This is a genomic window from Ensifer adhaerens (genome assembly GCF_000697965.2).
Lineage (GTDB): Bacteria > Pseudomonadota > Alphaproteobacteria > Rhizobiales > Rhizobiaceae > Ensifer > Ensifer adhaerens.
In genome coordinates this window covers 324489-345002 of the sequence record NZ_CP015882.1, presented here as the reverse complement: position 1 = coordinate 345002, position 20514 = coordinate 324489, and the positions used below count along the sequence as shown (strand labels likewise).

General features: G+C 60.9%; 23 protein-coding genes and 3 pseudogenes. 11 read left to right on the top strand and 15 right to left on the bottom strand.

The window, feature by feature from the left end:
• Positions 1-12: 12 nt before the first annotated feature.
• Positions 13-165 (top strand): annotated as a pseudogene (locus tag FA04_RS35440) (IS3 family transposase); the annotation flags it as partial.
• On the opposite strand, the gene FA04_RS36715 reads toward FA04_RS35440, so the two are convergent.
• Entirely contained in the window at positions 122-1063 is a 942-nt protein-coding gene (locus FA04_RS36715; RefSeq protein ID WP_051659451.1) for an autotransporter outer membrane beta-barrel domain-containing protein, read from the bottom strand. The pseudogene FA04_RS35440 and the gene FA04_RS36715 sit on opposite strands and share 44 nt — an antisense overlap.
• A gap of 515 nt (positions 1064-1578) precedes the next feature.
• Here FA04_RS36715 and FA04_RS29250 point away from each other — a divergent pair.
• The 3 genes from FA04_RS29250 to FA04_RS29240 are packed head-to-tail and all read left to right on the top strand — an operon-like array spanning position 1579 to position 3387.
• Positions 1579-1821 (top strand): type II toxin-antitoxin system Phd/YefM family antitoxin, encoded by a 243-nt coding sequence (locus FA04_RS29250; RefSeq protein ID WP_034798639.1) that lies wholly within the window; start codon positions 1579-1581, stop codon positions 1819-1821.
• Entirely contained in the window at positions 1818-2237 is a 420-nt protein-coding gene (locus FA04_RS29245; RefSeq protein WP_034798583.1) for a type II toxin-antitoxin system VapC family toxin, read from the top strand. Before FA04_RS29250 ends, FA04_RS29245 begins: the two co-directional genes overlap by 4 nt.
• The gene (locus FA04_RS29240) at positions 2227-3387 is read left to right on the top strand and encodes a site-specific integrase (RefSeq protein WP_051659450.1); all 1161 of its coding nucleotides are present in this window, start codon (positions 2227-2229) and stop codon (positions 3385-3387) included. Before FA04_RS29245 ends, FA04_RS29240 begins: the two co-directional genes overlap by 11 nt.
• A 136-nt stretch (positions 3388-3523) precedes the next feature.
• Here the strand turns inward: FA04_RS29240 and FA04_RS34650 are convergent, their stop codons facing one another.
• Together FA04_RS34650 and FA04_RS29230 are read right to left on the bottom strand one after the other, a co-directional pair.
• Positions 3524-3946, bottom strand: a complete 423-nt coding sequence (locus FA04_RS34650; protein WP_082584644.1) for a type II toxin-antitoxin system VapC family toxin — start codon at positions 3944-3946, stop codon at positions 3524-3526.
• A complete protein-coding gene (locus FA04_RS29230) occupies positions 3943-4197 on the bottom strand; it encodes a type II toxin-antitoxin system Phd/YefM family antitoxin (RefSeq protein WP_034798579.1) in 255 nt (84 codons plus the stop codon). Before FA04_RS29230 ends, FA04_RS34650 begins: the two co-directional genes overlap by 4 nt.
• 432 nt (positions 4198-4629) lie before the next feature.
• Here FA04_RS29230 and FA04_RS29225 point away from each other — a divergent pair, with 432 nt between their 5' ends.
• From FA04_RS29225 to FA04_RS35435, 4 genes and pseudogenes are all read left to right on the top strand, one after another.
• Complete coding sequence (locus tag FA04_RS29225) at positions 4630-5361, top strand: sulfite exporter TauE/SafE family protein (RefSeq protein WP_051659449.1); 732 nt, start codon at positions 4630-4632, stop codon at positions 5359-5361.
• A gap of 34 nt (positions 5362-5395) precedes the next feature.
• Positions 5396-5650, top strand: coding sequence for a type II toxin-antitoxin system VapB family antitoxin (locus FA04_RS29220; protein WP_034798574.1), 255 nt, complete (start codon positions 5396-5398; stop codon positions 5648-5650).
• Positions 5650-6025, top strand: a pseudogene (locus tag FA04_RS29215) (type II toxin-antitoxin system VapC family toxin); the annotation flags it as partial. The gene FA04_RS29220 and the pseudogene FA04_RS29215, both read left to right, overlap by 1 nt.
• A 214-nt stretch (positions 6026-6239) precedes the next feature.
• Positions 6240-6452, top strand: a pseudogene (locus FA04_RS35435) (integrase); the annotation flags it as partial.
• A gap of 800 nt (positions 6453-7252) precedes the next feature.
• On the opposite strand, the gene FA04_RS36320 reads toward FA04_RS35435, so the two are convergent.
• The 9 genes from FA04_RS36320 to FA04_RS29160 form a co-directional block, all read right to left on the bottom strand.
• Positions 7253-7474 (bottom strand): aldehyde dehydrogenase family protein, encoded by a 222-nt coding sequence (locus tag FA04_RS36320; protein WP_250637419.1) that lies wholly within the window; start codon positions 7472-7474, stop codon positions 7253-7255.
• 151 nt (positions 7475-7625) lie between these two features.
• Entirely contained in the window at positions 7626-8036 is a 411-nt protein-coding gene (locus FA04_RS36315) for an aldehyde dehydrogenase family protein (RefSeq protein ID WP_250637418.1), read from the bottom strand.
• Positions 8037-8061: 25 nt separating this feature from the next.
• A complete protein-coding gene (locus FA04_RS36310; protein ID WP_250637417.1) occupies positions 8062-8283 on the bottom strand; it encodes an aldehyde dehydrogenase family protein in 222 nt (73 codons plus the stop codon).
• Positions 8284-8406: 123 nt separating this feature from the next.
• Positions 8407-8838, bottom strand: coding sequence for a DoxX family protein (locus FA04_RS29185; protein WP_034798570.1), 432 nt, complete (start codon positions 8836-8838; stop codon positions 8407-8409).
• On the bottom strand, positions 8825-9826 hold the full coding sequence (locus tag FA04_RS29180; RefSeq protein WP_034798568.1) for an alpha/beta fold hydrolase: 1002 nt from the start codon (positions 9824-9826) through the stop codon (positions 8825-8827). Before FA04_RS29180 ends, FA04_RS29185 begins: the two co-directional genes overlap by 14 nt.
• 189 nt (positions 9827-10015) lie before the next feature.
• Positions 10016-10987, bottom strand: coding sequence for an ABC transporter permease (locus FA04_RS29175; protein WP_089046050.1), 972 nt, complete (start codon positions 10985-10987; stop codon positions 10016-10018).
• 11 nt (positions 10988-10998) lie between these two features.
• Positions 10999-11979: an ABC transporter permease gene (locus tag FA04_RS29170; RefSeq protein ID WP_034798566.1), complete on the bottom strand. Its 981-nt coding sequence runs from the start codon at positions 11977-11979 to the stop codon at positions 10999-11001.
• The gene (locus FA04_RS29165; protein ID WP_034798564.1) at positions 11976-13517 is read right to left on the bottom strand and encodes a sugar ABC transporter ATP-binding protein; all 1542 of its coding nucleotides are present in this window, start codon (positions 13515-13517) and stop codon (positions 11976-11978) included. Before FA04_RS29165 ends, FA04_RS29170 begins: the two co-directional genes overlap by 4 nt.
• 71 nt (positions 13518-13588) lie before the next feature.
• Positions 13589-14713, bottom strand: a complete 1125-nt coding sequence (locus FA04_RS29160; protein ID WP_034798635.1) for a sugar ABC transporter substrate-binding protein — start codon at positions 14711-14713, stop codon at positions 13589-13591.
• Positions 14714-15063: 350 nt separating this feature from the next.
• On the opposite strand from FA04_RS29160, the gene FA04_RS29155 reads away from it, so the two are divergent.
• From FA04_RS29155 to gntR, 3 genes are read left to right on the top strand one after another with little or no spacing between them, the layout of a single operon-like run.
• Positions 15064-15975, top strand: coding sequence for an SMP-30/gluconolactonase/LRE family protein (locus FA04_RS29155; protein WP_034798562.1), 912 nt, complete (start codon positions 15064-15066; stop codon positions 15973-15975).
• A gap of 15 nt (positions 15976-15990) precedes the next feature.
• Entirely contained in the window at positions 15991-16215 is a 225-nt protein-coding gene (locus tag FA04_RS29150) for a tautomerase family protein (RefSeq protein WP_034798561.1), read from the top strand.
• Positions 16212-17267 (top strand): HTH-type transcriptional regulator GntR, encoded by a 1056-nt coding sequence (gene gntR / locus FA04_RS29145; RefSeq protein ID WP_234798870.1) that lies wholly within the window; start codon positions 16212-16214, stop codon positions 17265-17267. The genes FA04_RS29150 and gntR overlap by 4 nt, the downstream gene beginning before the upstream one ends.
• A gap of 325 nt (positions 17268-17592) precedes the next feature.
• On the opposite strand, the gene FA04_RS29140 is transcribed toward gntR, so the two are convergent.
• The 3 genes from FA04_RS29140 to FA04_RS29130 are packed head-to-tail and all read right to left on the bottom strand — an operon-like array spanning position 17593 to position 20513.
• On the bottom strand, positions 17593-18384 hold the full coding sequence (locus FA04_RS29140; protein WP_034798559.1) for an inositol monophosphatase family protein: 792 nt from the start codon (positions 18382-18384) through the stop codon (positions 17593-17595).
• Positions 18381-19412 (bottom strand): TIM barrel protein, encoded by a 1032-nt coding sequence (locus tag FA04_RS29135; protein WP_051659445.1) that lies wholly within the window; start codon positions 19410-19412, stop codon positions 18381-18383. Before FA04_RS29135 ends, FA04_RS29140 begins: the two co-directional genes overlap by 4 nt.
• Before the next feature lie 42 nt (positions 19413-19454).
• A complete protein-coding gene (locus FA04_RS29130) occupies positions 19455-20513 on the bottom strand; it encodes an ABC transporter ATP-binding protein (protein WP_034798557.1) in 1059 nt (352 codons plus the stop codon).
• Position 20514 lies beyond the last annotated feature (1 nt).

The following is a 20514-nucleotide window of genomic DNA, read 5'->3' as shown; positions in this document are numbered from 1 at the left end:
GCGGTTGGCTCGCCGCGCGTCTACCGGGTCATGAAGGTGCATAACCTGCTATTGGTGCGCCACACCGGAGCGGCCGAGGATCGTCTCCACGACGGTCAGGTCGCTGTCTCACGCTCGAACATCAGATCGTGCTCCGACGGCTTCGAGATCGGCTGCGACAACAAATCGGCTGCGACAACAAAGAGAAGGTCCGGGTCACCTTCGCCCTCCGGCGCCACAAGATTGCCTTACAAGGAGGTTCTCTCCGTTTTTGAAGAAGCTGCTGCTGCTTTGAGCAGCATGCCCGCCATCCATTGTGTACGCCATGTCTCATGCACGATCCGCGCCGATCATTTCTGACCGGAGGCAGTCGAGAGAAGTGCTGAAGCCTGCACTCTCGGAGTTGGTCGAATCGCGGCGAGCCCGAGCGCAGCGAGAAAGACCAGGGCGACGGCGTCATTTCCGACAGGTTGCCGGTGGTGATCTTGCCGTCGTTGGGCCGCTCGAACTGGTACTCGGCGCCGAGCTCGGTGAAGACGAGGAATGGATGTCCGTTGGGCAGTCGGAAGTAGCGGCTGACCTCGGTCGAAAGATCGAGGACGCGATAGTTGAAGCTGTCGCCGGGAAGGGAGACGGTGACGGGTATGTTAAGGATGCTGCCCGAGAGGTCGTATGAGTCGCTTTCGATATGGGACCAGCTCACGGATGCCTTGGGGCGGATGAAATAGGCATCAACCTTGTACTGGCCGTGCAGCGAGATTTCGCCGGCAAGACGCTGCGAATCCTGCTGGCCGTTGAGCAGGTCGAGTTCGATATCGTTGTCGTAGCGCCCGTAGGTCAGCGATCCGTCGATTGCCCAGTGCTTCGACAGGCGATAGGCCGCATAGGGGCCGAAGCTGAAGCCATCGGTATCGATGCCAAGTGTCCCGTCGAACGCATCGGCCGAGCTGTCCTCCAAGGAAACGGTCATGCCGACGACGAGCTCGTCGGGTGAAAACGCTCGTCGGAAATGTCGTCGATGGATATCCGACCAGAAGTTCCACAGTGAGGGCGCGGGCAGATCACGGCCCGGCGTCAGCGGCACTTGGGATGATCGATCGGCACTTCGGGCGGCAGCTTCTTCGGCAGCGAGATCCCTACAGATCGGGAGGTCGCGGCGTTGTTTGGAATCTTTTGATCGGGGGTCGATACAGGTATCCGGGGTCCTGGCTGCGATCACGCGGCCGCCTTTGGCCGCTGTCGGCTTGCGTGGGTTGAACCCCGGGAAAACGGGCTGTGGGCCGACATCTGGTCTACCATCGGGCCAGTCGAAATCCGGAGGGAGAGGCTGCGGTCCAACATCCGGACGGCCGTCTGGCCAGTCGAAGTCCGGAAAGACCGGCTGCGGGCCGACGTCCGGTCGACCGTCCGGCCAGTCGAAATTTGGAAACACCGGCTGTGGCCCGAGTCACCTCATCACTATCGATAGGTATCAGATATCGATAGTGACGTGGTCTACAGGTTGACCAACTCCCGAACGCCCTCTATCGTTAGGTGAAGCATAAATTCAAGATCGTCCGCAATCTGCGCGACGAGACGTTATTTCAATCGGAGTTTGCTATGAGCGTCACCGTCAAGGTCGCCGAAGCCAAAGCCCATCTCTCTGAGCTTCTGGCGCGTGTCGAAGCCGGCGAAGAGGTCATCATATCCCGCGGCAACGATCCGGTCGCCCGCCTTTCGCGGGTCCAAAAGGACAACGAGCTCACGGCACTGATCGCCGAGGTACGCGCAGCCAGGATGCGAGCAAAATCGGTTACGAACGACGAAATCCTCGACTGGAAACGGGAGGGTCAGCGGTTTTGACCACCTTTGTCCTCGACGCGTCGACCGCTGCAGCATGGCTTTTGCCGGAAGAATACAGCGAGGCGGCCGAGCTGCTCATCGCACGTATATCTAGCCCTTGCCCCGTGCCCGATCTGTTCTGGCACGAGACGCGCAGCATTTTGATCAGTGCCGAGCGACGACAGCGTATTGCCGCCGGCCAGGCCCTGAACGCGATGGCCCGGCTGCGCCGACTGCCGCTTGAAGATATGGGCGCTGGACAAGACGGTTCAGTGCTCGAGCTCGCAAGCGTGCACGGCCTGAGTGCCTATGATGCCGCCTATCTCGACCTGGCCGTTCGCCAATCCCTACCGCTTGCCACGCTCGATCGTAAGCTTGCGAGCGCCGCGCGCACTGAGCGGATCCAGGTTCTCGGGCCGTTCGAGAATGAACACTAACCGTCTTAGCCCGGAAATAGAAAGGCGCTCCGAAGAACTCAACGCGCTCGAGGCCATCCTGCCCTTCGATCGGCGCGATCAGCTGGCCGCCCTTTTGACCGACGACGACGTTGCGACGCTCAAGCATCTCGCCAACGAAGGCGTGGGCGACAATACGCTCAGGGCCATCGCCTCCGATCTAGGCTATCTCGAGGCCTGGTGCCAGTTCGCGACGGGAACTCCCCTCCCCTGGCCGGCGCCGGAGAGCCTGCTCTTGAAATTCGTTGCCCATCATCTCTGGGATCCGACAAGGCGCGCCGAGGACGAAAACCACGGCATGCCTGTCGCGGTGGAAAGTAGCCTGCGATCTCAGCGCCTGTTGCGCGCCGACGGGCCACACGCTCCCGAGACCGTTCGCCGCCGACTGACAAGCTGGTCGATTCTCACCCGTTGGCGCGGTTTGACGGGCGCCTTTGATGGCCCCTCACTCAAGTCGGCGCTGCGTCTAGCCGTTCACGCCAGCGCGCGGCCACGACAGCGCAAAAGCAAAAAAGCCGTGACTGTCGATATCCTGGCAATGCTTCTTGAGGTCTGCACCGGTGAACGGTCCGTCGATCTGCGTGATCGAGCACTGCTATTAACCGCCTTCGGCTCCGGCGGCCGCCGGCGTTCGGAAGTCGCAGCCCTGCGCGTCGAGGATCTGACGGATGAAGAACCTGTTCAAACGAATCCATCTGATGCCAGCTCCCCTCCCCTCCCCTGCCTCTCGATCCGCCTTGGCCGCACCAAGAGGACAAAGAGCGACGACGACGAGCATGTGCTGCTGATCGGCCGGCCCGTTACCGCACTGAAGGAGTGGCTTGATCAAGCCGGCATAAACGAAGGCCCGGTGTTCCGTCGCATCGACCAGTGGGGAAATATAGACCGCCGAGCGCTGACGCCCCAAGCGGTCAATCTGATCCTGAAGGACCGGTGCAAGCAGGCTGGCCTCGATCCGGCTCAGTTTTCGGCGCATGGGCTGCGATCGGGGTATCTGACTGAGGCGGCCAATCGAGGTATACCCTTGCCGGAAGCCATGCAGCAGTCGTTGCACAAATCCGTGACACAGGCGGCTCGCTATTTCAACAACGCGCAACGAAAGAATGGGCGCGCGGCGCGGTTGGTGACCTAGTGCGTCACTGGGTCTTGAGGCTTCAGCGAGGGGAGCCACTCGCAATGCAAGCTCGAACCTCTAGAGCAGCCTCGTCCAAGGGGACCTAGCATTATACGGACTGAGTTCGGAGGTAGTATGGCGGCTGATACGATCGTCAGCCTTGCCATGGATCGACAACCACAACACCGGTGCCTTCGAAATCCCTGACATTGCGAGTCACGACTGCCATGTCGTGAACCAAAGCAGTCGCGGCAATCAAGGCGTCTGCTTCGTTGCGCCTGTCGGGAACATGCAAGTGCGCGCAACGAGTCGCAACCGCATCATCGACCGTCAGAATGCGACCTGCGAACTCGGGTCGAACCTGGCCGTCGAGCCAAGAGCGCAGCCGCGCGCCTTGTGCGGCATCCCGGCGCTGCACGCTAAGCACTCCTCGCTCCAATTCAAGGACTGTGATGGCCGAGATGAAGAAGCGAGCCGCATCTTCTGCCCCAATCCACTCTACGACATTGGCATCAGCTTTGCCGTCGCCGACCTTGCGTAGTTCCGAGATAACGTTGGTATCCAGCAAGTACTTCAAGAAAAATCCACTTCGCGAGGTCCGATTTCAACACGGCGCAGCTCGAAATCGATTGCCGAGAGACCCGGCATAGCGAGAGCCTCGATAAGGCTACGGTGCTTGCCGCTCAAGCGCTCGAATTCATCATAGGTCATGAGGACATGCGAAGGCTTGCCGCGGTCTGTGATGATAACAGGGCCGCTTTTTGCCGCCTTCTTGGCGCTGCTGACGTCATGATTCAGTTCTCGGCTGGAAAGGGTCGTGATGCTCATGGGGCACACCTCCATGTAGGTAATTACCTACATATAACATTGAAGGACGGAATTGCAAGTCGAGTAGACGCCTGAGCGCTAACTGAAACGGAAGCGTACGTCCCAGTCGGTACATTATGCGATCTTAAACGCACAAATCGGAAACAACCACAGCACAAGATCGTCGCAGCTTGCCATCGACAGCGCTGAAGCGACGGGATGAGCAGCGTTCAAATCCCGTCACTTCCCGTCCTTCGGGAAGTGCGCTGCTCGGTAAGCGTTGTTCCCCTGACACGTGGCTCAGATTAATTTAGATCAAACGCTACTGGCGCGTAGCTCTCCGGCAAGGGACTGCCGCGCAATCGATTTATTAGACAGTACGAATTTGTTCGGCTAACTCGAATCGAAATAGGGTTGGGCTTACGCATCCACGCGCTCTCGGTGTAATAGCGAATGGGACTTTTTCTCATCTTAATCATCGGCCTGCTTGCCGGGATCATAAGTGGCATTATCGGTACTGGCTCCTCAATCATGCTCGTCCCAGTGTTGGCCTATTTCTATGGGCCAAGAGAAGCTGTGCCTATAATGGCGGTAGCTGCCGTCATAGCGAACATTTCCCGGATTCTTGCATGGTGGCGGGAAGTTGATTGGCGAGCTGTGGCAGCCTATGCGGTTACTGGCCTTCCTGCCGCGGTTCTTGGCGCGCGAACGATGCTTGTCCTGCCGCCAGCGGCAGTAGATGCGGCGATTGGATCATTCTTGCTCTTGATGATTCCTGGACGTCGCTGGTTGGCCGCAAACCTTATCCACTTGCGATTACCTCATCTGGCCGCAGCCGGAACGTGCATCGGCTTTTTGACTGGGATCGTGGCCTCGTCTGGACCTGCTTCCGTACCGGTGTTCATCGGTTATAGTTTGACCAAGGGAGCCTTTATCGGCACCGAAGCTGCAGCTTCGCTCGCGATCTACACTACCAAAGCACTCACCTTTCAAGGATCGGGAGCACTTCCTTTTATTCTTGTACTGAAGGGTCTCACGGTGGGGGCATCTCTGATGGTCGGTTCCTTCATAGCGAAACCTTTTCTTCTCCGCCTCACGCCAGAGGCTTTTCGCCATATCATGGATGCGCTGCTGGTAACTTCAGGACTCAGGCCGCGTCGGCTGGCGCGACGGTGCTATAGGTAGAATATAGAAAATTTAGGAGCCTTGATCGACAAGAATGGCGCTGAGCATCAAAGACCACGACACTGAACAGCTGGCCCGCACCCTTGCCGAACGGACCGGTGAAAGCATCACACTGGCAACCAAGCGTGCGCTCGAAGAGCGCCTGCGACGGCTTGGCTCTGACTTGCGCAAAGCCGCTCTGCTCGAGGACCTCGAAGCGATTCAGCGACGCTGGAACGCTCGGCCCGTTCTCGACAGCCGCACAGCCGACGAAATTCTTGGCTACGACGAGAACGGACTGCCATCCTGATGGTCATCGATACCTCCGTCCTTGCCGCCATCGCCTTCAATGCGTCGGAAGCGGCGGCTTTGCGAGAGCGCATTGCAGAACGACCCCGTCAGGCTCATCTCCGGCGCGACCGTCCTAGAGGCTGCCATGGTGATCGAAACTCGACTTGGGGAGGCCGCAGGCGCCGATCTCGACCTCTGGCTCTACAAGGCAGAAGTCGAAATCGTCCCAGTTACAGCCGAACATGCCGATCGTGCGCGGCGCGCCTGGCGGCGCTATGGCAAGGGACGTCATCCGGCCAGCCTCAACTACGGCGACTGCTTTTCCTATGCTCTTGCGGCGCTTTCGGGAGAACCGCTCCTCTACAAGGGCAACGATTTTTCGCAAACCGACATCGCGGGCGGCGTGAGGACGAATTCATGGTGGCTCGAAGCGGCCCACCAAAAGCGCCCGCGGACGTGTCGGCGACCACACAAAGCGGCAAGCGGAGCCAGAGCGGAAAACCGTGCTTGATCGACGATGTATGGCTGTGCGCCGTAGAAGGCATTCCGGGTTCGGAGCGCCGCGTGATGTCGGCACACGGCGATCTCTATATCAACGGCCTGCCGAAATGAGCGAAGCCTCCTCAGAATCCGTCCTCAAACGCGCTGAAGAACTCGACGCGCTCGACGCCATCCTGCCCTTCGATGGCCGCGGCCAGCTTGCGGCCCTCCTAACCAACGACGATGTCGCCACGCTCAAGCATCTGGCCAGCGAGGGCGAAGTCATTTCGTCTCGAGCCCTGCTACTTGGACTTTTGGAGAGCGGGGACCGCTCGGCCTCCCACCGAGCGCCGGAGATTTGCGACGCTTCGTCGCCCCTCAAGTTTGATTAATGCGTTCGCCGCCCTTGGAAGTAATCTGGCGGGACCTGTAGCTCGATGGTTAGAGCCCGCTCAATGGGTCGCAGGTTAGAGTCTTGCCGGGCTCACCATGCCCTTAGGATGATTGATCTCTCTTGGACGTCAATCCGAAGTGCTGCAGAGTAGCCGCTTGGGGCAAAAGAAGCCATCGCCGCGCTATTGGCCGCTGATTTCAACCAGTCTCGGGTGCTGATAAATAGTAGGACGGCCAGCGTGATCTCGCGGCAGCAACGTGACGTCAATCGGTCGCCCGACCCCGTTCTAAAAATAACGGCGATCGCGTCCTCGAGGACTTTTGACAGGCCGGGGACATTTAGTCCACCCAGACTCTGCCCGACTAGCACGACTCTTTTGTTCGCCGGGTTTTGAGCTCGGGACCTTGTCGCCAAACTACTTATTCAGGATGGCGTGCACTGCGACTGACGCGCTGAGGCGCCAGTCGTAGAGGAATTGCAGGACCGAGCTTAAATATGGGATGGCCTACCAACGGTCGGAGCCCCACCGCGATGAATGATCAAGTCCGGCGGCCTGGTTGCACTGACACCGCCTGATCCGTTGCCGCTGCTCATCAGGTCGAGCGGCCGTCGAAATCAGAAGCCGGTGCGGCAATGTCCGGGTGCAGACAAGTTGGCGACATTTGAACGTCCGCTATTCGCGGAGTATCCGAGCGACGCTGCGAACGGACGCGTGGCAGGGGTTCACTTCCAACGCTTATGCGACGCTCAGGCAAAGTACTTGATATTGACGTAGTCATCAGTTCCATATTTGGAGCCTTCGCGTCCCATACCCGATTGCTTGATGCCGTCGGACGGAGCCATTTCGGTCGAGATGAGTCCGGTGTTCCCGCCCACCAGGCCGGTCTCCAAGGCCTCCGCAACACCGATTCGAGAGACGTCGCGGGAAAAGAAACATCCGGCAAGACCAAACTCGGTATCATTCGCCATCTCGATGACCTCTTCCTCCGTGTCGAAGGATAAAGAGCTGTGCGATAGGACCAAAGGTCTCTTCGCGAGCAACCTTCATCTCGGAGGTGCCCCCCAAGAACAGTCGGCGAGACGAACTGCTCACCCGGTTCGCCGGATTTGCCGCCAACCGTCACGCGAGCGCCAAGCGAGAGGACATCTTTTCTAGATGCTCCTTGACCTTCGTCAGCGCGTTTCCATCGATTTTGGATCCTTTGGCAAAGCCGTTCCCCACCTTCAGGCCGCTCACCCGCCGGGAAAGTTTTTCAGAGAACTCCTTGTAGACACCGGACTGGACGTAGATGAGGTTGGCGCACACGGATGTCTGCCCGGCATTGCGAAATTTTGCGACAACCACACCTTCGACGGCGGCGTCGATATTTGGCATTGTCCAGCACGATGAACGGCGCATCGCCACCAAGTTCAAGGCTGAGCTTCTTGATCTGATCGCACCCTGACGCGTCAGGATCCTGCCCACATTCGTCGAGCCAGTGAATGAAATCTTCCTGACCAACTCGCTTGCGCAGAACATCGATCCGACCATGGCGGCATCTGTTGACGTGATTACGTTACCCCGACGGTATGCCAGCACGCTCGACAAGAACACCGAGCGCAAGGGCCGACAGTGGGGTCCGTGCGGCAGGCTTGGCGACAAGCGAGCAGCCAACGGCCAGAGCTGGCGCTAGTTTGCTCTCGAGCACCGCGCTTAGGAAACTCCAAGGCGTGATGGCACCGACGACCCCGACCGGCCTTTTCGGGACAAGGATGCGTTTGTAGGAAGCCAAGCGCATAATCCCGGGACAGGACATGTCGGGTTTCGAGGCAGAGCTTCGGTTATCCCTATGGCAGCTTGACTAGCACCTCGGTGCCCAAGCCGGAAGCCCCTCTCGGCCACCTATGCGAGCACTGCGCCGTTAGCCACCCGCTTGCCGTCGCGGCCGATTGCACCGCAAAGGCCAGGTCACGACACCTCCTGCAAAGACAGCGAGCCAGACGACGACCGGTTGCAGCGGCAGCCTGACGGCGTGATACAGCCACTGCCAAGGAGCGACTTCCGGCGCAGTCAGGCTGTCCAGCGCATGCTTGATATTGGCCGGAAAGACGAGCACCGCATAAAGGGCGAGCGCAATGCCGGCATATTTGCGAAGAGCCGGGATCAGCAGACCGATCGCTCCTGCGATCTCGCAAAGTCCTGTCAGCAAGATCATCTGTGGCGCGTCAGGCACCCACGAAGGGGTGATGGCGACAAAGGGCGCTGGAACGGCCATGTGCAGAACGCCCGCCGTTCCATAGAGCGCGACCATGCCGGCCCTGCACCTCAACCGCCAGTGATCAACGCTCGCCATCTGCCGCGATCCGCGCTTCAATCGTCCTTGCCACGGCACTCAGATCGACTTTCCGGCCACTGATCTTTTCGATCGCCGCGACGGCCAGATCGCTTGCGACATAGTCCGACTTGTGCCCGAGATTGTGCACGACCATAAGCCTCGCGCCGCGGATATCCCGGGCCAGGTGCCGTGCATGCACATTGGGTGAGACAATCCTGTCGACGTCGCCGGTTATGATGACCGTCGGCACCCTGATGTTGCGGTATTTCCGACTTGCCGTCCGGGTCCAGTCGTTGAGTGCCGCCACTTCCTGGGCATTGTGCCGGAAGGCTGCGGGCCTGAGGGCCTGCAGTGTCCGGGCTTCACGCAGATAGTGTTTCGGCATTTTGTTCGGCGCAAATGTCGCGCGGGTCGCGCTGCCGATCGCAAGAAGGCCGATTGGCGGGGCGATCAGAGTGCTGAAGAGCGCACCCGACACAGGAACGGCTGCTGCGTCATAATACCAGGCGACGCCGCCGTTCCAGGGGTAGACGGCTGGCGACAGGAAGACGAGACCGACAACCCTTTCGGGATGGCGCACGGCAAGGGCCGCTGCGATCGCGCCGCCAAAGGAGTGGCTGACAATGATCGCCTTCGGGATCCCGCGCCTTGCCATAAGAGTTGCAATGGCGTCCGCCTGTCCGTCAGGCAGTATGTTTTCAGATCCGCCGACATCCGAGCCGCCATGTCCCGGCCGATCGACGAACAAAAGCGTCGCTCTTCCTTCGAGCTTCCCGCGAAAGGCATACATCGGGTCGTAAAGACTGGCGCTGGCACCGTGGATGAAAACGATCGGCGGCAGGCTCGTCTGCTTGCCGGGTTTAAGAAGTACGCTGTTCAGACTGAAGCCGCCGACATCGATGCGAACCGGGCGCGCCTCGTCCGCGATCGCCCTGAGCGGCTCGAAAATGGTCCCGATCAAAATCAGCAGGCTTAGGACTACCTGAAATCTTGCGCGCGCTTTCATGACGTTCCTGAAGAATAGCGACCTCCAGGGGATATACGTGCGAGAAGCGCAATCGGTTTTGGTCTCTAATCCGGTGTGGTTCGCGACAGCATCGAACACTGTCCAACCGTCGATGCGGCGGAACTCCGTCGCATCGCCGAGAGCAGCGTCAAGGTGCGATGCCGAGTGACGTGTCGCGAGCCCGCATTCCTACCGGCTCGCCGGCGCGCGACCATAAAGCAGTAGCATCAGGATAATCACCACACCGTAGATGATCTGGCGCCCGGCTTCGGGCATCTGCGTAACGGAAAGGATCGATTGCAGGAGCGTGATCAGAATGACGCCCGCGACCGTACCGAGATAGGATCCCTTCCCGCCGAGGATTGACGTTCCTCCAAGGACGACCGCCGCAATGGCCGGAAGAAGATAGGCATCACCCATGGATTGCGCGGCCTTAGAGGCATAGCCCGCGAGCAGCACCCCGCCAAGGGCCGAAAGCCCGCCCGAGGCGGCAAAGGCAATCATGACGATGCGGCGGGTGTTGATGCCGGAGAGATAGGCCGCACGCTCGCGATTGCCGATGCCGTAGACCGCGCGCCCGAAGCCCGTCCGGCGCAGAAGAAAGACCATCGCCGCGCCGATCAACGCCCAGATGAAAACCACGTTCGGAATACCGGGAACCAGAGCGCCGGTGGCGAGATAGCGCATGGCTGTAGTGGCGGAATCCTGCGGCGAGAACCCGCCCGTATAGACCACCATCACCCCTTGGGCGACGGCATTGGTCGCCAGCGTCACGATCATCGAGGGGATGCGCAGGTAGGCAACCCCGACGCCGTTGACGAGCCCGATGCCGATGCCGCACAGGACGCCGAAGGGAATGGCAAGCGCTGTCCCGACCGGACCATAGGCCGCGGCCGCACAAGCCATCATCGCGCCCGTGGCAACGGTCCACGGCACCGAAAGATCGATCTGGCCGAGCAGGATGACGAGCATCATGCCGGTGGCGATGATGCCGAGGAAGGACGCCACCTTCAATTGCTGCAGCAGATACTCCGGCGACAGGAAGCTGCGCGAATAGAGGCTGCCGAGCACAAGCAGCAGCAGGATGCAGCCGAACGCAGTGACCACCGCCGGGTCGAGATTGCGTATGAAGGTCGATTTGCGTCCGGTTGCGCCAGTCATTGCCGTCTCGCTCACAGGAACCACTCCAATCTATTGCGCACCCTGAAGAGCGCAAGGGCCCCGAGACTGATGGCCGCCAACAGGATCAGTCCCTGGAACAGCGGTTGCCAGAGTGGATCGAGATCGAAAACGAACAACAGGTCGCCGATCGTGCGGAATGCCAGCGCACCGAAGACCGCGCCGATGGCGCTGCCCTTGCCGCCGAACAGCGAAACGCCCCCCAGCACCACGGCTGCGATCGAAAACAGCGTGTAGGCGTTGCCGCTGGCGAGTGCTGCGTCGCCGGTATAGGTAAAAAAGGTGAGGAACAGCCCCCCGAGTGCGGCGACCAGGCCCGCAAGCGTGTAGGCGAGCAACTTGCCGCGGCGGATCGGCATGCCGGACATGTAGGCGGCCGTCTCGGAGGAGCCCACGGCATAGGCTGCACGCCCATAGACCGACCGGCTGAAGGGCACCCATATCACGACGACTACCGCTGCAAGCGCGACGAGGCTCGCCGGCACAACCCCGAAAATCCGGCCGGTCAGGGCATCCGCGAGCCCCTCGTTGACGGATCCGCCGGGAAAAGGCCGCAGCAACAGGGCAAAGCCGAAATAGACCGCCCCCGTTGCGATCGTCGCCACGATCGGCTGTAGCCGCCCATAAATGACAATGGCGCCATTGATCGCGCCGCAGGAGGCCCCGACGCCAAGGACGACCACGACGCCGAAGGCCGTCTCAAGCGGCGAGCCAACGACCAGCCACGAGGCCAGGCAGTTGGTGAGAAGGAAGATCATGCCGACCGAGAGGTCGATGCCGGCGGTGATCACCACCATGGTTTGAGCCATCGCGACAAAGGCAAGCAGCACGCCTTTGTTGGCGGCCGTCTGGATAACGTTGGCGGTGAAGCCGGCCGGATGGTTCGCTGTGTAGATGATGAACATCACCACGAAAATCGCAACCGCCGCCAGCGTGCCCCGATGCTCCGTCAGTCGGTACCGCCAGTCGTTCATTGGATGGGCTCCCGGTGGCTTGGGTCTGCGGAGGATATGTTAAGTGCGCTCGCAATCAGCGCGCGCTCCGTTATCTCAGGGCCCGCCAACTCCCGTTTTACCGCCCCGTCATAGAGCACGAGGACCCGGTCGCAGCAGCCGATGAGTTCGGCATAGTCGGTCGAATAAAAGAGGATAGCCGCCCCTTCGTCCGCCAGACGCCGCAAGAGCTGGTAGATCTCCTGTTTGGTGCCGACGTCAATGCCGCGCGTGGGGTCGTTGAGAAGGACGATGCGCGGCTGCCGCATCAGCCACTTCGCAATGACGACCTTTTGCTGGTTGCCGCCCGAAAGCGCCCCGACCGGCGCGTCAATGTTGCCCGCCTTGATGGAGAGCAACGTCATCATCCGGTCGATAGCGCTCTCTTCTTTGGGGCGATCGATGATCCCGCCACGCGTCAGCCGGTCGAGAGAGGCGAGCGAGAGATTGTCACGCACCGTCATCGGCAGCATCAGCCCCTCGGTCTTGCGGTCCTCGGGAATGAGCGCCATGCCGATGCCGTGCCGGCGCGCTTGCGCAGGGCTGCCGATGCTGATCGCTCTGCCGTCGACGAGAACCGTGCCGCGCAGCCCGCGCAAGACCCCGAACAGCGCCAGGAGGAGGTCGCGCTGTCCCTGCCCGTCCAGCCCGCCGAGACCGACGATTTCGCCTGCACGCAATGAAAACGAGATGTCGTGAAGGCGGTTCGCCCAGGACAGATTTCGCGTCTCAAGGACGGGTGCCGCTGGTGCAAGCGGGCCCGGCTTGGGTGGATAGACGCTGTGATATTCACGACCGATCATCATCTCGATGACCTCGCTGTCGCTCCTTGTCCCTGCCGCGTAGCTTGCAACCTTGCTGCCGTTTCGAAACACGGTGCAATCGTCTGCCAGTTCCGCAATCTCGTTCATCCGGTGCGAGATGTAGACAAGCGCCAGCCCCTCAGAGCGCAGCCGCTTCAACACGGCAAAGACCTTGGAAACATCGGCCGATGTCAGTGCCGACGTTGCCTCGTCGAGAATGAGGATGCGTGGCTTGCGCGCGAGCGCCTTGGCGATCTCGACGATCTGCTGGCGCGACAGCGGCAGGTCCTTGACCAGCGCCAGAGGGTGGATGTCTGCCGCACCGGCACGCGCCAGCGCCTCTTCTGCCAGACGCCGCTGGGCCTTGCGGTCGATCATGCCGAACCGGGTCGGCGGATTAAAAATGACGATGTTGTCGGCGACGCTGAGTTCCGGGATCAGCGACAGCTCCTGGAAGACGCAGGCGATGCCGGCGGCGTTGGCGGCGGCCGGTGACGCAAACGTCACGGGCTGTCCATCGAGCGTCATCTGCCCCTCGTCGGCGGCGACAACGCCCGCCATGATCTTGATGAGCGTCGACTTTCCGGCACCGTTCTCGCCGAGAACGGCGTGAATGGCGCCGGTCCTGACGGACAGTTCGGCATTTTCAAGCGCCCGCACCCCGCCGTAGCGTTTCGATATACCTTCCATGCGAAAGAGCGGTGCGCCGCTTTCCATTGCGCTCTCCGGAAAACCGTTGTTGACGACAGGGCACTGCACAGCTGTGCGGTGCCCTGATCCTGATCGAACTACTGGTTATCCTTGCTCTGCTTCATGATCTCCTGGGCGGAGAAATTGATCCCGCAGGTGGGGAACGAATTGCCGACGAAGAAATTGTCGGACTCCGCCTGGAAATAATCCTGGCCTTCCTTGAAGTTCGGATCTTCGACGATGGCCAAGGGCAATTTGACCGACTGCGGCACCACCTGACCCTCGAGCGCGGCAATCGCCGTCTTGATGGCGACGGCCACTTGCGCGGGTCCGGTTCCAGCCGACGAGCATTTCAGGCCGTCGGCGGCATGTGCCGCACAGAACTTGCGAAATCCGTTTTCGGTTTCGCCGCCGAAAGGCACGAAGGGGTGCTTTGCATCGATCATCGCCTGAACGATGCCGGTGTCGCCGCCCTGCCCGGTAATGCCGTCGAAGGGGCCGCTGGTTGCGATTGCGTCCGCAGTCACCTTCTGGGCGACGCCGTCGTCCCATTTGCCCATGACCTCGACGACCTCGAACTTCTTGCCCGACGCCTGGAGCTTCTCATGGATGCCGTCGTGCCTGTCGGTATCGACAGACGTGCCGGCGACACCGCGCACCTCAAGCACCTTGCCGCCATCAGGCAGATGTTTGACGAGCCAGTCGCCCCACAATTGCCCGAGCCCCTTCTGGTCGACGTTGACGTTGATGGCGTCCTCGGTGTCGAGGATGTTGTCGAAGGCGACCAGCACCACGCCAGCTTCCTTCGCCCGCTTGATGACCGGCGCAAACGCCGTCGGATTCTGGGCATTGACGACGATCGCGTCATAGCCGGAGTCGATGAAGTTGTTGATCGCCGAGATCTGGGCCGGCACATCCTCGCCCGTCGAAACGACCTTGAACTCCTTCAGTTTGGCTGCGACGTCGGGTTGAGCGGCATAGGCCTTGGCGGTCTGCACCATCTGGATACGCCAGGTGTTGGCGATGTAGCCGTTGGCAAGTGCTATGCGATACGGGCCGTCCTTTTTCGGGAACTTGAAGAATTTCGTGTCCGCCGACCACGGCGCGAAACATTCCGGCTCGGCTGCAGGCCCTGAAACGATTTCCGGATCTGCATAGGCAGCAGATCCCAGCATGAAAAAGGCAGTGGCGGCAACGATGCCGCCAGCGAGTGACTTCACCATCGACATTTCCTCCCATTGGCGCGCCACTTGTTTGTTCTCCAGCCCGGGGATGAAACTCACCCTCGAGCGGCACGAACTCCTGCGGCACCGGCACGCTGGATGCCTGCTTTCACCATTGACGAGGCGCTCTGGTTTCCTCCCGAAAACACCGCTGTCTCTTAATTAGGTAGCGCTACCACATGCGATTGTAAAGTAACATTTGCGGATTACGGAGGACCGAATATCACCGGTTTTAGATCGAAATCAGCGTGATTTCGACGTCTCGGAAGGAAGCCTATTTCCTTCCGCAATGATAGCGCTATCATATCGCGACGCTCAAGAATACGTTCTTTGCCGCATGAGGGAGCCCTATGGCCGAGGATTTCGAGATCGTAGACCCGCGCTTTGCCCGGCTGGTCAACCACAGCGCCCGCGTGGAGCAGCTTTATACGGGGTGTCGCTGGGCCGAGGGGCCGGCCTATTTCGCCGCCGGACGCTATCTCGTCTGGTCGGACATCCCCAACGACCGGATGCTGCGCTATGACGAGACCGATGGGCATGTGAGCGTCTTCCGGCAGCCGTCGAACTTTTCAAACGGCAACACCACCGACCGGCAGGGCCGCCTGGTGACCTGCGAGCACGGCGGCCGCCGCGTGACCCGCACGAACCATGACGGCAGCATCACAACCATCGCCGATCGCTGGAACGGCAAGCGGCTCAACTCACCGAACGATGTCGTCGTGCGCTCCGACGGGTCGATCTGGTTTACCGATCCTGCCTACGGCATCGAGAGCGATTACGAAGGCCACAAGGCCGAAAGCGAAATCGGCGCCTGCCATGTCTATCGCGTCGACCCGGCGACGGGCGCGGTCACTGCCGTCATTAAAGACATGGTGCGGCCGAACGGCCTTGCCTTCTCCCTTGACGAAAGACGGCTCTACGTCGTCGACACCGGACGGACGCACGGCCCTGATCTTCCAGCGCATATGCGTGTCTTTAATGTTGATGAAACGGGTACCGCGTCGGGTAGCGAGGTCTTTGCCGATTGCACCGCCGGGCTGTTTGACGGCTTCCGTCTGGATGACGAAGGCCGGATCTGGACAAGTGCCCGCGACGGCATCCACTGCTATCACCCGGACGGCACCCTGCTCGGCAAGGTCAGAGTGCCTGAAAACACCGCCAACTGCGTGTTCGGCGGGCCCAAGCGAAACATCCTCTACATCTGCGCGACCAGTTCGCTTTATGCCGTTCGGCTGATGGTCAACGGCGCACGTCTCTACTGAGGCAGGAGGTCAATCATGCCGTTCGTGCGGATCACCATCGTACGAGAGGTCCTCGGCGACGATCCTTCGGTCAAGAAAGCTGCGATCGCAAGCAAGGTCGTAACGGCGATTGCCGAAGCGACCGGGCTTGCCGAGCGTGAAATTTCCGTCGTCTTCGATGAGGTCGACGCAAGGAACTGGTACGTCGGCAACACCGATGTGGAGACCTTGCGCGCGCGCAACCGGCAGGGATCGACGTGACGGACGACATTGTCTCCAGAGACCGGGGCCGCAAGGCAAGCCGGCGCGGCAGTGGCAGGCCGACGATCGCCGACGTCGCCAAACTGGCCGGCGTCGCGGCGATCACCGTCTCGCGCGCGCTGCGCGACCCATCGCTCGTTTCGGCCGAACTGCGCGCCGAGATCGATACGGCGGTGATCCAGCTTGGCTATGCGCCCGATCCCAATGCTCGCGCGCTCGCGTCCGCGCGAGCCGATGTGATCGGCGTTCTCGTGCCGTCGCTGACGAACATCGTCTTCGCCGACACCCTTCGAGGCATCTATGACGGGCTCGGCGACGGCCCGCTGCAGATCCAGATGGGCAACACCCACTACTCTCCACGGGAAGAGGAACGGCTGATCCGGATGTTTTTGGGCCAGCGGCCATCGGCGTTGATCGTGTCCGGTATCGACCAGACCGAAACGACCCGCAAACTGCTCGAGAGCGCGGATTGCCCCATCGTGCAGATCATGGAATATGGCGAAGATCCGGTCGATATGCTGGTCGGCTTCTCCCACTTCGATGGCGGCAAGGTGGCCACCAATCATCTGATCGAGGCGGGATATCGCCGCATCGGCTTCATCGGCGCCCGAATGGATCCACGCTCGCAGCGCCGCCTCGCCGGCTACCGCTCGGCGCTCGAGGCCGCACAGTCCTTTGATCCCAAGCTGGTGACCACCACGTTGACGCCGTCTCGCGTCTCGCTCGGCGGGCAGCTCCTGGCCGACGCATTGGCAAAGGTCGCCGATCTCGACGCCGTCTTCTGCAACAATGATGACTTGGCCATGGGCGTGCTGTTTGAATGCCAAAGGGCAGGCATCGCCGTGCCGCACCGCATGGCAATTTGCGGCTTCAACGACCTCGACATGATGCACGTCGCCTATCCGTCCCTCACCAGCATCCGCACGCCGCGCTATGAAATCGGCCGACAGGCTGTACAGATGGTGCTTGATCGACTGGCTGGCCTGCCAATCGCATCGCCAATCGTTGACCTGGGCTTCGAGCTCAAGATACGTGAAAGTACGATGCAATGACAACGCACCGCGCTGGAACCGAGCGGATCGGAACATCCGGAAACTTGCCGCAGACACCTCATCGCCTCGTCAATACCTCTGCTTCGAAGGCTGAGGCCTTGGTGGTATCGTCGGGCGCCTAGCTACCGCCCACTGAAGCGTCCGCAAATTGCCACCATGAACTGACTTTTAGTGCCGATGTGCGGAATGTTCACCGAGCACGGCTACGGCAACTCGAGTTCGGCCTAACTGCGCTTCGTTCGCGACAATGATTGTCGAGGATGGGTGGTGCTGAAGCCGAGCGCGACGATCAGGCAATTGATTAAGCGGCCCGGTCGTCTGGATTTCATCCTAGCCGGCTAAGGATCTTCACGGCGGCTCGATGGAGGTCGGCGTTTGCAGCCATCAACACGGTGTCGTACCGTGTCGCATCCGCAAGAGGCTGCCCATCCCAGTCGGTCACGATGCCGCCTGCAGCCAGAATAATGGGCATCTGTGGCAGGATGTCGTAGTCGAAAACATTGCTTTCGACGAGTAGGTCGATGCCGCCCAGCGCCAGCAGCCCGGCCGCGTAGCAATCATGAGATATGCGGGTGAAGCGTACCTTGGCAGTCAAGGCGTCGAAGCGCTCGTGGCGCGCGCGGTCGAACTGCTCAAGGGCCGAGGTGTAGAGGATCGCCTCGCCGAGTGCGGTCTTTTCGCTGGTGCGGATAGGCTCCTCATTAAGGGTCGCGGAGGAGCCTATGCCGAACCATCGTTCGCCGGTGATCGGCTGATTGATCATGCCGAGGACAGGTTTGCCGCGATGGAGCAATGCGATCTGCGTGCCGAAGGCGAGCGAGCCGGAGATGAAGGACTTCGTGCCGTCGATCGGGTCGAGCACCCATACCCATTCGGCATCCGTTCGGCATGCGCCGAATTCTTCGCCCCTGATCCCGTGGTTGGGAAACTGCGCCTCGATCATCCGCCGCATCGTGGCCTCGGCGTCGCGGTCGGCAATGGTGACGGGGCTGGAGTCTGCCTTGGCGTCGACGACAACACGCTTGCGGAAGTGTGGACGGATAACGCTGGCTGCGGCATCGGCCATGGCGTGCGCAAGTGTCAGGTAGGGCGGTGGGCAGTCAGGCTCATGGGTCATCGGTCGATCCTCAAAGCTTCGGCAGCAATCTGATTGAGCATGGTTCTTACAGTTTCGAGCTGCCGATGAGCGGCGATGGCCTCTTGGCTAAGCCGCGCGCCAAGGTCAGTGGTCCCGATGTCCGTGAAGCTCGCGGAGCGAGCCGCGATGAACGGGTCGCTTTCCTCCGAGGGGAAGCGCAGGGCGGGTGCGAAATAGCCCTCCTCTTCCTCGAGCCCGAAGCTTAAGACCTGCGGACGATCCTGGCCAAGCAGAAGCAGGTCCACGAACATCGCATGCAGCGGCAGATGGCCGGTGCCAGTTTGGCAGGCGAGGTGCGCCCAGCCGTCGCGATCTTGCTGAACGAGGCAGTCTTTGACATGCACTTCGGTCACATAGGGTGCCTGTGCGGCAAGCGCCGGCAACGGCAGCTCATAGGCATTAATCATGTTGCCGAAGTCGAACAGCAGGCCGAGGCGCGGATTGGCGACCGCCTTCACGATGCCGATCAGCTCCTCCGACTTCAGGTCCTCGTGCTGTTCGAGCGTGTAGCGAAGCCGCCCCTCGGGATCGAAGGTCTCCAATCGTCGCAGATCAACAATCGTTTGTGAGACAATTTCCGAGACGCGTCCCTCGTAGCGCGGATAGCAACGCAGCGACGTCGCGCCAGTGGCAAGCGCGATACGTACCGCATCAAAGAGACCTGTCTCCTGCGTCGTGCTGGTCTCGATATGGAGCTCCAGTCCGAACTGCTCGACTGCGGCACCATATTCAGAAAGCGCTGCGTCTGACATACCGGCGAGACTGGCTGCCTCGCCGTCCTCGACATGGACCTTGAGGCCGACGAGCCGCTGCTCATAGGCGAATTCGGCAAGCTGCAGCGGTGTCACTGCGCCAAAACGCATGTTGAGATGAAAGGCATAGGCGTGCGCAAACAGCGGCGCGTTGCGCGCCCGCTCCGCCAGCCGGGCGCGGGCCGGGCCGGAAAGGGTGGCAATTTTTGCGCGCCAGTCCGGCGACGACAGAGCGTCAAACGTCGTTTCGGTCAAAGAGCCGGCTCCTTCACAGGCGACTTCAAAGCTGAGGGAACATCAGGCGGCAAGCACCAGAAGATCGCGATGCGGCAGGCTGACCTCTACGGTGGTGCCAACCGAGGGCGGCGGCCTGTCGGGCTGGTTGAACGTATCGAGCGAAACGAACTGGCCCGCGACCGCCACTTTGATGCGGATCACTGAACCGAGAAAATGCACTGCTGCAATCTCGCCGGAAAGGACGACGCGATCGCAGTCGCTGCGCCCCAGTTCGACCGATTCTGGACGCATCGCCAGGCTGATGCGCTCGCCGGGCCGACCATTAAGCGGCTGGTCCAGCGCCACCGGGACACCACCAAGCCGCACCTTGCCGGTGGTCGCATCCAACACGTCGGCGTCGAGAAGATTGAGCGTACCGACGAATTGCGCAACGAAGCGCGTCGCCGGCCGGTTGTAGATCTCGAACGGCGTGCCGACCTGGTCGGCGACGCCCCGGTGCGTGACCACGACGCGATCCGAAATGGACAGCGCCTCCTCCTGGTCATGCGTCACGAAAATGGCGGTGATGCCGAGATCGCGCTGGATTCGACGGATCTCGTCACGCAGGCTAATGCGAACCTTCGCGTCCAGAGCCGATAGCGGCTCATCCAGCAGCAGCACTTGCGGGCGCGGCGCCAGTGCGCGCGCAAGCGCCACACGCTGCTGCTGGCCGCCGGAGAGCTGGAAGGGATAGCGCCCCCCGAGTTGAGGCAGGCCAATCAGATCCAGCATTTCACCGACGCGCCGTGCAGTGGCCGCCTTGCCCTCACGCGCGACCTTGAGGCCAAAGCCTATGTTTTCCGCCACCGTCAAATTTGGGAAAAGTGCATAGGACTGGAACACCATGCCGATATTGCGCCGGTTGGCGGCAAGCCCCGTCACCTCCCGTCCGTCGATGCGGATCGCGCCTGATGTCGGCGTCTCGAAGCCGGCGACCATGCGCAAAACCGTGGTCTTGCCGCAGCCAGACGGGCCGAGGAAGGAGACGAACTCCCCTTTTTCGATGTCGAGGTTGAAATCCTTGACGACACGGGTCGGGCCAAAGGATTTTTCCAGGTGCTGGATATCTAGGAAAGCCATG

What these genes read in the sequence shown, in the direction of transcription:
- FA04_RS29150 (WP_034798561.1), top strand. Translation starts at nt 15,991, where the DNA reads ATGCCGTTCGTGCGGATCACCATCGTACGAGAGGTCCTCGGCGACGAT.
- FA04_RS29170 (WP_034798566.1), bottom strand. Translation starts at nt 11,979, where the DNA reads ATGAACGACTGGCGGTACCGACTGACGGAGCATCGGGGCACGCTGGCG.
- FA04_RS36315 (WP_250637418.1), bottom strand. Translation starts at nt 8,036, where the DNA reads ATGGTCGGATCGATGTTCTGCGCAAGCGAGTTGGTCAGGAAGATTTCA.
- FA04_RS29250 (WP_034798639.1), top strand. Translation starts at nt 1,579, where the DNA reads ATGAGCGTCACCGTCAAGGTCGCCGAAGCCAAAGCCCATCTCTCTGAG.
- FA04_RS29130 (WP_034798557.1), bottom strand. Translation starts at nt 20,513, where the DNA reads ATGGCTTTCCTAGATATCCAGCACCTGGAAAAATCCTTTGGCCCGACC.
- FA04_RS29140 (WP_034798559.1), bottom strand. Translation starts at nt 18,384, where the DNA reads ATGACCCATGAGCCTGACTGCCCACCGCCCTACCTGACACTTGCGCAC.
- FA04_RS29180 (WP_034798568.1), bottom strand. Translation starts at nt 9,826, where the DNA reads ATGAAAGCGCGCGCAAGATTTCAGGTAGTCCTAAGCCTGCTGATTTTG.
- FA04_RS29240 (WP_051659450.1), top strand. Translation starts at nt 2,227, where the DNA reads ATGAACACTAACCGTCTTAGCCCGGAAATAGAAAGGCGCTCCGAAGAA.
- FA04_RS36320 (WP_250637419.1), bottom strand. Translation starts at nt 7,474, where the DNA reads ATGGCGAATGATACCGAGTTTGGTCTTGCCGGATGTTTCTTTTCCCGC.
- FA04_RS29165 (WP_034798564.1), bottom strand. Translation starts at nt 13,517, where the DNA reads ATGGAAAGCGGCGCACCGCTCTTTCGCATGGAAGGTATATCGAAACGC.
- FA04_RS36310 (WP_250637417.1), bottom strand. Translation starts at nt 8,283, where the DNA reads ATGCGCTTGGCTTCCTACAAACGCATCCTTGTCCCGAAAAGGCCGGTC.
- FA04_RS29225 (WP_051659449.1), top strand. Translation starts at nt 4,630, where the DNA reads ATGGGACTTTTTCTCATCTTAATCATCGGCCTGCTTGCCGGGATCATA.
- FA04_RS29185 (WP_034798570.1), bottom strand. Translation starts at nt 8,838, where the DNA reads ATGGCGAGCGTTGATCACTGGCGGTTGAGGTGCAGGGCCGGCATGGTC.
- FA04_RS29155 (WP_034798562.1), top strand. Translation starts at nt 15,064, where the DNA reads ATGGCCGAGGATTTCGAGATCGTAGACCCGCGCTTTGCCCGGCTGGTC.
- FA04_RS29160 (WP_034798635.1), bottom strand. Translation starts at nt 14,713, where the DNA reads ATGGTGAAGTCACTCGCTGGCGGCATCGTTGCCGCCACTGCCTTTTTC.
- FA04_RS29220 (WP_034798574.1), top strand. Translation starts at nt 5,396, where the DNA reads ATGGCGCTGAGCATCAAAGACCACGACACTGAACAGCTGGCCCGCACC.
- FA04_RS29175 (WP_089046050.1), bottom strand. Translation starts at nt 10,987, where the DNA reads ATGACTGGCGCAACCGGACGCAAATCGACCTTCATACGCAATCTCGAC.
- FA04_RS29230 (WP_034798579.1), bottom strand. Translation starts at nt 4,197, where the DNA reads ATGAGCATCACGACCCTTTCCAGCCGAGAACTGAATCATGACGTCAGC.